This is a genomic window from Microcystis aeruginosa LEGE 91341, assembly GCF_015206885.1.
GTDB classification, from domain to species: domain Bacteria; phylum Cyanobacteriota; class Cyanobacteriia; order Cyanobacteriales; family Microcystaceae; genus Microcystis; species Microcystis aeruginosa_H.
This window is the reverse complement of the sequence record NZ_JADEXY010000136.1, coordinates 1-11,469: the sequence shown is the minus strand read 5'-3', so window position 1 is coordinate 11,469 and position 11,469 is coordinate 1. Positions and strand designations below refer to the sequence as shown.

Sequence of the window (11,469 nt, the reverse complement as noted above, 5' to 3'; positions counted from 1 at the left end):
ATCATCAAGATATAGGAATCGGAGACGGCGTTTTGGTCTGAGATTTAATTTAATCGCTGGCATTTACAACTATGAACTTGCTTTAGGCTATCATCAAGTAGCTGAATAAGACTTTTGCAGGAGGTCTACTCAACGGATTTAGTATGAGTTTTCAGTTCATTGATTACTGTTTACTGTTTACTGGACGGCTACGCCGTGCCTTTGGCAACACTGAAAAAGGCTCCCCACTTCCCCAATTCATAATTCATAATTTATAATTTATAATTTATAATTCCCACTCCCTTTTTCTACCTTTTATGACCATTATTGTCGATTATCGCTTTCCGCCCGCTATTAATGCCGAAAAACAGGCAAAAACGATCGCTATCGGTCAAACCGCCGGCACTTGGAGCGATCGCCACAGTCATCGTCAAGAGCAGCTACAACAACATCTAGCGGAAGTGGTGGGGATCAGGGAGGAAGCAGACGGTTATAAGGTGGCTAGGGTGCGTTTTCCCCAGATAAACGTTGAAAATGACATCGCCAGTCTTTTAACCATGATTTTCGGCAAATATTCCATGGCTGGAGCCGGAAAAGTGGTGGGGGTGTACCTCCCCGAAAGCTACGGCACGAAAGCCAAGGTGGGAATCACCGGAATTAGGCAACGTTTGGGGGTTTATGATCGACCTCTAGTCATGGCAATTTTTAAACCCGCTTTAGGACTATCGGCGCAAGATCACGCCGATATCCTGCGAGAAGTGGCTTTTGCTGGCTTAGACGTGATTAAAGACGATGAAATCATGGCGGATCTTCCCGTGGCTCCCACCCACGAGCGCCTAGATTGTTGTCGCCGGGTTTTGGAGGAAGTGCGGCAGCAAACCGGTAGAAATGTTCTCTATGCGGTCAATGTCACTGGAAAAGCGGACGAATTGCAGAGAAAAGCCCGTTTATTAGTGAAACATGGGGCTAATGCTCTGTTATTAAACGTTCTTACCTACGGGTTTTCCGTTTTAGAAGCTTTAGCTAGTGATCCAGCGATCGATGTTCCTATTTTCGCCCATCCTGCCTTTGCTGGAGCGATGTGTGCCGGTAGCGATACGGGATTAGCCTATTCTGTGGTTTTGGGGACGATGATGGCCCACGCGGGAGCCGATGCAGTGCTATATCCCGCCGCTTATGGTAGTTTACCCTTCGATCCCCAGGAGGAAGGCAAAATTCGCGATATTTTGCGCGATAGAAACGTTTTTCCGGTTCCCTCGGCCGGCATTCGTCCCGGTATTGTTCCCCAGGTACTTGGGGATTACGGACGTAATGTTATCCTCAATGCGGGAACTGGAATTATGGATCACCCATGGGGACCAGCCAGTGGTGTGAGGGCTTTTTTTGAAGCTTTAGAGAGAATAGAAGCGGGTGAGTCTTTCGATCCCGCCAATTTGCCCGAAGGAGCCTTAAAACAGGCAATTCTAGAGTGGGGTTAAGAGCAACTTTTTCCAATGCACTATAAAGACATTTTGTCAAGCATTTTTAGAAAATTTAACAAATAACTTCCCGTTTTAGATAGGGTTGCAGCACTTCTGGCACTTTTACCGTCCCGTCTGCCTGTTGATAATTTTCTAGGACAGCGGCCATAGTACGACCGATCGCTAATCCCGAACCGTTGAGAGTGTGGACAAAATTAGTGCCTTTTTGCCCTTTTTCTTTAAAGCGAATATTTGCCCGTCGTGCCTGGAAGTCTCTAAAATTAGAACAACTGGAAATTTCCCGATAGGTATTAGCCGAAGGTAGCCACACTTCTAAGTCATAACATTTAGCAGCCGAAAAACCCAAGTCACCGCTACACAATTCAATCACCCGATAGGGCAACTGTAAAGCTTGCAGGATTCCCTCCGCATTAGCGAGTAAACTTTCATGTTCCTGAGCAGAAGCGTCAGGATGGACGATTTTGACCATTTCCACCTTATTAAATTGATGTAAACGGATCAGGCCCCTCGTATCCTTGCCATAGCTGCCCGCTTCCCGACGAAAACAAGGGGTATAGGCACAGTGTTTGATCGGTAATTGCTCCGATGAGAGGATTTCATCGCGATAAAGGTTAGTTACGGGTACTTCTGCCGTTGGTGCTAACCAAAGCTCGTCATCTCGACATTTAAAGCTTTCTTCCGCGAATTTTGGCAGTTGTCCCGTCCCGCGCAGGGAGTCACTATTAATCAAAATTGGCGGTAAAACTTCTGTATAACCGGCGACAATATGGCGATCGAGCATAAAATTAATTAAAGCTCTTTCTAGGGCTGCCCCGAGGGCGATAAGATTAACAAAACGACTCTGGGCGATTTTTACTGCCCGTTCAAAGTCTAAAATGCCCAATTTTTCCCCAATTTCCCAGTGAGGCAAAATATTCGGGTTGGTGGGTTTATATTCTTCTCCCCAGCGTCTAACTTCCACATTTTCCCGTTCATCCTTACCGATGGGAGTGGTTTCACTAGGTAAATTGGGTAAATCTAAAATTTTTTGGTCAATGGCCGCTTTAATCTCTTTTTCCTGCGGTTCTAATTGAGCTAGTTTACTTTTAATCTCGTTTCCTTCTGTTTTCATTGCCAAGATTTCGGGACTGTTGACATCGCTGCCACTTCTCACTTTTTGTCCCACCAGTTTACCGATTTCGTTACCCCGGGACTGTAAACTGCTGCGTTCTAACTCTAAAGCCTTCTGTTGTTGATTTAACTGGAGAATAGGGGCAATATCATAACTCCCTCCCCGACTATCTAAGCGTTTCTGTACTTCCTCTGGATTTTCTCTAATTTGCTTTAGGTCTAACATGGTACGAGTCAGTAAAAGGTAAAAATTAAGTAGGGGAGTCGGGGAATTGGCAGTCTGAGGGGAAATGTTGTCAATCCCTAACCAATGCTCAATAATAACTCAAAACTTAACTAAAATATCGGTTAAAAGCCACCGGTAAAATTAGCGGTATATTTAATTGTGGTGTTTGGAGTAAGTCTCATGCTAAAGTATCTGCCTGTTAAATTCCTGCGTTTTTTAGCGATTAGCTGTCTTGTCACGTTAATCTGTCTAGGATTTGACCGTTTACACCCCGTTAAAGCTAATCCCACCCTCATAGCTCAAAATGCTTGGGCCGGTGCTTCCTTCCCCGTGGAAAACTTTCAAACCTATACCTCCGGTTTCGGTTATCGTTTCTCTCCCATGGATGGCAGTCAACAATTTCATGCCGGGTTAGATATGGCCGCACCCTTGGGCAGTTATATTCGTAATTGGTGGACTGGCAGAATCGTCGAATTATCCGATAATACAGGCTGTGGGACCATGATTAAGATGCAATCCGGTCAATGGACGCATATTTATTGTCATCTCATGGGTTCGGTTCAATCCGATAGCCGTGGTACTTTTTTGATTGATAGGTCAGGGGGAATCGTCCTTACTCTCGGTCAGGATATACCGGCAGGGGCCCGCATGGCTAGAGTGGGAATGACCGGACGCACTACCGGACCACACCTGCACTGGGGACTGATGTACGGCAATCAATACGTTGACCCCGCTTTGGTTTTAAATGCTATGTACGGCTCTAATCCTTCGGGTAATAGTTAATATCTCCTGCAAAAATCAAAAATCTTCCCTTAGTGAGGAAACTTCGAGGCGGTCGAGAGGAGACTCCAAGCAGGAAAAAAGACCATAGACAAGTATTATATCAATAAAGCCCACAATTCTGACTACTGGCTACTGGCTACTGACTCCTAACTCTCAGGACAATTTGTGATTTTCACAAGAGGTTCAATGAATAACGAGGGACACTGCTAAAATTAAGCTGATCGATTCAGGTATATCCAGATAAAATGCGAATATTAACCCTTGTACCGGGAGGAATTAGCAATCAACTGCTGTTTTTTCCCACTCTAGAAACCCTCCAGCAAACTTACCCCCAAAGCAGCATCGATGTTTTGGTCGAACCTAGAGCAAAGGCTGCCTATCGTCTCTGTCCCCAGGTTAGGGAAGTGCTTTTATTTGACTATCGAGATCAGTACGGATTAGCGGATTATTTAAATATTTTGGGAGTAATTCGGGACCGGGAGTACGAAATCGCCATTAGTCTCACCAATCGTCCTGCTATCAACCTTTTACTCTGGTTAAATGGTGTTCTTAACCGTATAGGCTATGAAAATAATGGCAGCTGGTTTTTATCGCAACAAGTACCCCAGCCAACGGAAGGCTATCTAGCGGATAATTATCACGCACTGGTCAAAGGGTTAAAGATTGCCGCACCCTGTCCACCTTTAAAAATAACCTTGAATCGGGATGATATCGATTGGGCCCAAATGGAGCAGCAACGCCTCAACATTAAGGATAGCGGCTATATTCTCCTCTACGCCGGCGGTAGCGATCTCAGCATCAGCCAAGGACTGGAAACGGTTTATCCCCTAGAGAGTTGGCTAGAAATTATCCAAGGCATTCGCCATCAACAACCGGATTTGCCAATTGTCGCGATCCAGGGAGAACTAGATGAAGCTTGGGTTTTAGCCCTCAAAGCCATGGATAATAACTTAAAAGTGTCCAGAACGGCCGATATCGGTAAAATGGCGGCTATGATCGCCGGTGCTAATTTATTATTAGCTACCGAAAGTGTCCCTTTACAGTTAGCCGTGGCCGTGGGAACCTATACCCTCTCTCTGCTGGTTCCTTCGTTGTCTAAGAGAGTTTTACCGAGTGGGGGAGAGCTGCATCGATATATTGAGGCTAATACGGGAAAAGTCGCCGATATTACCCCGGAAACTGTCCTGAAAAAGATTTGGGGCCGGTAAAAAATCGGGTTTTGATCGCTTTTCTCTGGGATCGAAACCCGAAAAAAAATCAGCATCAAAGCTCAATTTTGCGATTGAGATAACTGACTTTTCAAGGATTCTAGGGAGGCCCAACGACCATCGATGGCAGTCTTTTCTGGAAGAAGAAAATCGGGGGGTTGACAATTGGCTCCGCAGAGTTGACGGGGGGGTAAAGTTAGACATAACTGCTCGTATAACCACATTTGCGGGTCAAAATCCCCGTTAGGATCGAGGGTTTCCGAGAGGTCTTCGTAGGCTATTTCTCGCTCTAGAGGATAGGAGTGATCGTAGTCTTTATTTTTGTCTAGCCAGATTAATTCGGAAGTGTTTAATTGCAGACGATGATTATATTGTTGTAAACAGCGATCGCAGGTTAAAGTGACGATGGTTTCTGCTTTCACCGATACTTCCAAAAAATTGCCCCCATGTCTAACCAGCAAGGTTCCCCGCACCGGTGTCAAGGTTTCTAGACCGGGGATAAAATTATCGATGATGATGACTCTTTGTCGATCAGGAGATTTGAGGAGGTGGGGGATAAAAATAGTTTCCATAGATAACTCCTGTATCATTTATCGGGTGTCAACTGCGTTAGCGAGTAACGCCATCATAATTGCTCAGTGACAATCTTTCTTTTCTTAGTTTATCGCAGCCCCGAGTGTGGGAATTATGAATTATGAATTATGAATTATGAAGTGGGGAGAATAAATAAAAATAATCTCCTGTCTCCTGTCTCGGAGTCTCCTGTCTCCTGACTCCTGACTCCTGTATTTGACAGGCTGTCTGTTGATTGATCGGGAAAGTTTCCTCAGAATTGGGAGTATATACACAAAGATACTCCTATGTCAACGGTTTTGAAAAATTTTCTTCCTCGCCTCGGTGGATTGGTTATGGTTGCACTGCTCTGCTCGCTTGTGCTGGGGGGATTGCCTCGGCCGGGAAAAGCGGCTCAATCAGTACATTTATCCTACTGGCTGCGATCAGGAATTGAACAACTAGAGGCGGGTAATTATCAGCAAGCTTTGCAGGATTTCAATCAGTCGCTGGAACAGGAAAATAACTTGGCCCTAGCCTACAGTAATCGCTGTTTAACTGAGATTTATTTACAGGATTATCTGCACGCTTGGCAGGACTGCACGCGCTCTTTACAACAGCAATCCGATAATTATCTAGCCTATTTTCATCGGGGTTTAGCTTTTTATCGTTTGGGAGATTATTCACAGGCTCTGACCGATTATAACCAGACTATCCAGTTAAAACCCACCTATTATCAAGCCTACTATAATCGGGGTTTGGTTCAGTCGGCCATGAAAAATTATCCCCTTGCCCTAGCGGATTTTAATCAATCCTTGCGTCAAATTACTAACCAGCAACCCGACACTTTAGCCACTATTTATAATGATCGAGGTTTATCTCATTTAGCCCTCCACAATTTTACCTCAGCCAAGGCGGATTTTAATCAAGCTCTCCGGTTAAATAAAAACAACGCCTCAGCCTACTATAATCTAGCTTGTACCGCTCACCAATTAGGTGAATACGACCGATCAATAGCCGATTTAAATCGAGCGATTGCCATCGATCCTTTTTATGCCGATGCTTATATTAGAAGGGGATTACTGCGGCATCAATTGGGTTATTATCAATCAGCTTTAGCGGATTTAAATCAAGGAGCAAATCACCTCTATCATCAGGGATTGCACCACAATTATCAGCAAATCCTCGCCCTAATCGAGCAAATCCACCAACAGTTACTTTCCCTACCATCTCCCATTGTTTAAAAGAGCGATCAATATTACAAAGGAAAACGCTTCATGGCTGTGACGGCGAGACGGGCATTATCTTTAAGAACTTGGGAAACCCGGGGAATTTGGGGAATTTGCCAGAGAACATCGACGGTGCGCCGTAATAATCGCACTAGATCTCCCTCATCGAGGCTAGTGTTTTCGCACAATTCTGGCCAGGATGTCCCCTGGGCCCAACGGGAGGCAATCCCCATCAGTTGGGTTTCTAACCAGACAGGAATAGTGATATCGTAGCGAGATTGAGCTTGATAGAGTAAACGGCGAACTTCTCGCAAACCCGGGGAATTTTCCTCTCCTTGTCGCAAAATATCGATAACTTCTGGCACAGGCGGGTAATTGCACCAAGTATCGGGGCGAGGGGGTTCCGTAATCATAGCGCTGATGGCGGCGGCTAGTTGGCTAGGAGTCAATCGGTCCAAATCTCCGGACATCATTGCTAATCCTAACCAGAGTTCATTTTCCCCGCGAATAGTGGCCGCCGCTTCTCCGAGGGGAGTGGGCAAATAACCCTCTAATGCTTGGAATTCCCGCAAAATCTCGATTAGATTCAGAAATTCTTCCCAGTAGTAGGATTTACGCGATTGTTGTTTTTGGTATTTAATCTGGGTCTTGTGTAACTTATCGCGAGCAATTTCTCGATCGTAGTACAGTTTCATCAATCGCCCCGGATTTTTGCGTTTTTGCAGGGGATGGGCGGCAATTTGACTATTGACAATTTCAATTTTTTGTGATTGTGTTGCCAGTTCCGCCACTGGTGGGATGCCCTGCACTTGTTGGGGGATCAAATCGGCGATCGCCTGAGTATTTTCCTCACCCTTGCGCCAACCCCCTAGGGAAACAGCTTCTAGGGAAGGGGGTATCAGTTCGCCTAATGCCGCAGGAGTGAGAAAACCTCGATCAATCTCGCTAATATCGGCATAGGCGGCTAAATACCAGCGATTATCACTGCCTAAACAAACAAGGGTCCGCACTTGACCGGCTCCGTGCAGGGTATTGACAAAGATAGCGGGGACGGGGACGGGAACCTTAATATGTTTGCCCTTGAGATGGAGGATAGTTCCGACGGGAATATTCGGCAATTTTAGATGTATTTCCTGTCTTTTCTGGGCCTCCGACTGACTAGCGAGGATTTTATACAGTCTTTCTTCTTCCCGCAATCTTTCCCGGAGCTTTTCGTAACTAAAGACCTGCTCCCGTTCGATCCCAGCTAATTCCATATCCAACTTAGCTAATTCGGTGGTTAAGGCGGTAATCTGTTGTCGTTCGGGGCTTAACTTCAAACGAGCGAGATATTCGGCGAAACTGCGCTCTAAGAGGTCTTTTGTCTCCTCTAGACTGTGTTTTTGCAGGAGATTTAAGACCATGCCGTAACTGGGCGCAAAACAGCTTTGCAGAGGTTCCGGTTGAGCGATGGCCAGAAAAGCCGCTTCTTTTGCCCCTTCAAAGGGCGTTTGTACTGTCACCACATGGCCCACCGCGTCCATTCCCCGGCGACCGGCCCGGCCGGCAATCTGGACAAATTCCGAGGGAGTCAGCATACTATGACCATCATCGGTGCGTTTGGAAAGGGCCGAGATAACGGTGGTGCGAGCGGGCATATTAATCCCGGCCGAGAGGGTAGCGGTGGCAAAAACCACTTTAATTAAACCGGCTTCAAAGAGTTGTTCGACTAATTCTTTCCAGAGGGGTAAAATCCCGGCATGGTGAACACCACAGCCCCGGGTGAGGGGTTCCACTTGGTCGGCCCGCACCAATTGGGAAGCACTAGCCAGGAATTCAAACAGTTGGTTTTTCGTCTCGGGGTCGGCGGTTAAGAGGCTGAGGAGTTGATCTTCAGACTGGGGGTTATTAGCGAAAAAAGCCAGTAATTTCTGGTGTAGAGGCGGATTTTCGACGGCAAAGAAGGAAAGGGCTAGTTCTTGCAGATTGGGATTATCTTCCAGAAAGAAAATGAGTAAACGGTAGTAAATGGCTCTAGCTTCTTCTCGATTAACGAGATTGAGGTTTTTTAGCTCTCGAATCGCCTGATCGCAACCTTTACGGCTGAAAATGACGTAAATAGCTGGGAGCATATCCTTGTCCCGCAGCGTGGTGACAATCGAGGCGATGGTGGGACAATCTTCTCGTTTTAAGCGTCGGGGTTTGCCGTGGCCGACTTTTGAGTGTAGTTTCGGGTTAACTTTGCTCTGTTTTGGGTCGAGCAGCGGGAATAATCCCTCTTTATTGGCGAAATAAAAGCGCAGGGGGACGGGGCGAAAATCGGAGTTAATTAGCTCGCAGCTGGAGGTCTGTTTATTGTCGCTGGGTTGACGCAGTTGCCGCACCCAGTTAATCCAGTCGGTGAGTTCTCCCGGGTTGCCGATGGTGGCGGAGAGGGCGACTAATTGGATACTAGGGGGACAGTAGATAATTGATTCTTCCCAAACGGTGCCGCGACCTCGATCGCTGATATAGTGACATTCATCGAGAACTAGGGTTTCCACGTTTTCTAGGGAAGTGCCTACCTCACCGATTGGGGTTTGGTAGAGCATATTGCGAAAAATTTCTGTAGTCATGACTACAATTAATGCTGAGGGATTGATCACCACATCGCCGGTAATCAATCCCACTTCCGCAAACAGCAGCGGGGAATCCTCATCGCCATCGGTGGGGGTACGACCGAATTTTTCTTGAAAATCCCGGAATTTTTGGTTAGAAAGAGCTTTCAGGGGAGTGGTGTAGAAAACCCGTTTGCCCCTTTCGAGGGCGCGATAGATGGCGTATTCTCCGATTAAGGTTTTGCCGGAACCGGTGGGAGCGCAGACAACCACTGATTTACCGGCAGCGAGAGCAGCGATCGCCGATTGCTGGAAGTCGTCGAGTTTAAAGGGAAAAATGGTTTTGAGATCCAAAGAAGTAGGGTTGAGGGACTCTTTCACGTCAAGTCTAAGAGGAGAAATTTTTTTAATTGCGGCTATTCTGGCTGGCTTTTTTTATTCTAGTCGAAAAAAGCAGACTTCTAGAAACTAGGGATAAGCTTAACCCTTGGGGGCGATGCCCAATCCCATCATACTTCATCTGTATAAGAAATGCTGTATCACTAATAATTGTATCTCTATTTTGTCCTTAGCTTGATTAATTATACCTACTGATCATGATTAAATTTTGTCCTGAAGACTGTCTGGTTTTAGTGGTTGATAATGTCGGTAAAAATCTCCAATTGGCTGTGAATATTCTTGATTCTGCTGGTTATGCCACTATTTGTGCTAGTAGTGTTAAACAGGCAATAGAACGAGTAAAAACTGCTAATCTTGACCTAATTCTTCTTGAGTTAATGATGCCAGATATGGAAGGAATAGAACTTTGTCGAAAACTCAAAAGTGATACTTTGTGCGCTCATATACCGATTATTTTTGTGACGGCTAGTAAGGAAAAAGAAGATATTATCAATGCTTTTAATTCTGGGGCTGTGGACTATATAAATAAACCCTTTAATAGTTGGGAACTGTTAGCCAGAGTTAAAATTCATCTAGAACTAAAAAAAACTCAAGAAGAACTGAAAAATATCAATTCTCAACTAGAAAAGCTAGTCATAACTGATAGCCTAACTGGGGTGAATAATCGTCGAGAGATTCTTTCCTTAGGTGAAAAAGAATTTCAACGATGTCGCCGTTATCATCGTTATTTTTCGGTTTTAGTCATCGATATCGACCATTTTAAACATATTAACGATACCTTTGGGCATATACTAGGAGACAAAACTTTAATTACTGTCGCTGGGGCAATTAAAAACTGTCTGCGTCAAGTGGATAGTTTTGGGCGTTTTGGGGGCGAGGAATTTGTCGCTATTCTCCCAGAAACTAATCTTCAAGATGCTGCTACCACAGCCCAGCGCATTTGTCAAGTAATTAACGAGCTAAATATTGAAATTGATCGACAAAAAGTGCGAGTTACTGCTAGTATTGGTGTGGTAACATTTAGCCCTGAAGATAATAATCTAGAAGCGGTGATCGAGCGGGCTGACCATGCCATGTTTGCCGCTAAAAATCAAGGTAGGAATCGAGTTAGTTTAGGTAAAACAGTATGAAAAATTTGTTATTGATTCTTGGTTTTTTGCTCTTGGGTGTAGCCCCAAGTTTTAGTGCCGATCTCGATACAATTATACGCCGGGGAAAATTAATTGTCGCTGTCAAAAATAATCTTCCTCCCCTCGCTTTCCTTGATTCTCAGGGTAATCTGCAAGGATTGGAAATCGACATCGCTAAACGTCTAGCGTCAGAAATTCTCGGTTCTGATAGTGCTATTATTCTCAAACCCGTTAGTAATCAAGAACGTTTACAGGTGGTTATTGATGATCGGGTGGATTTGGCGATCGCTCGTGTGGCGATTACTCCCGCACGTCAGCGCTTAGTGGATTTTAGCCCCTTTTATTACCTCGATAGCAGCGGTTTTGTGACGAAAAACCCGCAATTGCAGCGTTTAGAAGACTTAGCTAACTCTAGAATCGCCGTACTCAACGGCTCGACGACAATCGCCCTTGTGCGTTCCAATTTACCTAACGCTATCCTGCGCGGGGTTGCTTCCTATCAAGAAGCTTTAAATTTACTGGAAACCGGGGAAATAGACGCTTTTGCGGCTGATAATAGCCTTTTAACTGGTTGGGTGCAGCAATTCCCCAATTATCGTCAATTACCGATCGAGTTGGGGGCGATCGCTCTAGGAGTCGTTCTCCCTAAAGGTTTACAGTACCAAAGTCTCCGAGAACGCGTCAATCAAGCGATCGAGCGGCTAGAATCCACTGGTTGGTTAGCAGAACGGGTGAACTATTGGGGTTTACCCCTGAGAATTCGGGAAATGGGGAGATAGGGTGATGGGGTGTGGGG

9 protein-coding genes and 1 pseudogene are annotated in these 11,469 nt (G+C 45.5%); 7 read left to right on the top strand and 3 right to left on the bottom strand.

All coding sequences use genetic code 11. The annotated features are described in order from the left end of the window. Positions 1 to 109: pseudogene (locus tag IQ234_RS17220) on the top strand (IS5/IS1182 family transposase); the annotation flags it as partial. Positions 110 to 296: 187 nt separating this feature from the next. Further along, positions 297 to 1,457 (top strand): 2,3-diketo-5-methylthiopentyl-1-phosphate enolase, encoded by a 1,161-nt coding sequence (locus IQ234_RS17215; protein ID WP_193957977.1) that lies wholly within the window; start codon positions 297 to 299, stop codon positions 1,455 to 1,457. A gap of 55 nt (positions 1,458 to 1,512) precedes the next feature. Here the strand turns inward: IQ234_RS17215 and serS are convergent, their stop codons facing one another. Beyond that, positions 1,513 to 2,796, bottom strand: coding sequence for a serine--tRNA ligase (gene serS, locus IQ234_RS17210; protein WP_193957976.1), 1,284 nt, complete (start codon positions 2,794 to 2,796; stop codon positions 1,513 to 1,515). Positions 2,797 to 2,976: 180 nt separating this feature from the next. Here serS and IQ234_RS17205 point away from each other — a divergent pair, with 180 nt between their 5' ends. Both IQ234_RS17205 and IQ234_RS17200 read left to right on the top strand, forming a co-directional pair. Then, positions 2,977 to 3,579, top strand: coding sequence for a M23 family metallopeptidase (locus tag IQ234_RS17205; protein ID WP_193957975.1), 603 nt, complete (start codon positions 2,977 to 2,979; stop codon positions 3,577 to 3,579). Between the two features lie 245 nt (positions 3,580 to 3,824). Next, entirely contained in the window at positions 3,825 to 4,787 is a 963-nt protein-coding gene (locus tag IQ234_RS17200; RefSeq protein WP_193957974.1) for a glycosyltransferase family 9 protein, read from the top strand. Positions 4,788 to 4,849: 62 nt separating this feature from the next. On the opposite strand, the gene IQ234_RS17195 is transcribed toward IQ234_RS17200, so the two are convergent. Continuing rightward, on the bottom strand, positions 4,850 to 5,359 hold the full coding sequence (locus IQ234_RS17195) for a YceD family protein (protein WP_193957973.1): 510 nt from the start codon (positions 5,357 to 5,359) through the stop codon (positions 4,850 to 4,852). 270 nt (positions 5,360 to 5,629) lie between these two features. On the opposite strand from IQ234_RS17195, the gene IQ234_RS17190 reads away from it, so the two are divergent. After that, positions 5,630 to 6,583, top strand: a complete 954-nt coding sequence (locus tag IQ234_RS17190) for a tetratricopeptide repeat protein (protein WP_193957978.1) — start codon at positions 5,630 to 5,632, stop codon at positions 6,581 to 6,583. 14 nt (positions 6,584 to 6,597) lie between these two features. Here IQ234_RS17190 and IQ234_RS17185 read toward each other — a convergent pair whose 3' ends face one another. Beyond that, entirely contained in the window at positions 6,598 to 9,525 is a 2,928-nt protein-coding gene (locus IQ234_RS17185; protein ID WP_193957972.1) for a DEAD/DEAH box helicase, read from the bottom strand. A 215-nt stretch (positions 9,526 to 9,740) separates the two neighbouring features. On the opposite strand from IQ234_RS17185, the gene IQ234_RS17180 reads away from it, so the two are divergent. Together IQ234_RS17180 and IQ234_RS17175 are read left to right on the top strand one after the other, a co-directional pair. After that, positions 9,741 to 10,673 (top strand): diguanylate cyclase, encoded by a 933-nt coding sequence (locus IQ234_RS17180; protein ID WP_193957971.1) that lies wholly within the window; start codon positions 9,741 to 9,743, stop codon positions 10,671 to 10,673. Beyond that, the gene (locus IQ234_RS17175) at positions 10,670 to 11,452 is read left to right on the top strand and encodes a transporter substrate-binding domain-containing protein (protein ID WP_193957970.1); all 783 of its coding nucleotides are present in this window, start codon (positions 10,670 to 10,672) and stop codon (positions 11,450 to 11,452) included. The genes IQ234_RS17180 and IQ234_RS17175 overlap by 4 nt, the downstream gene beginning before the upstream one ends. Positions 11,453 to 11,469: the final 17 nt, after the last annotated feature.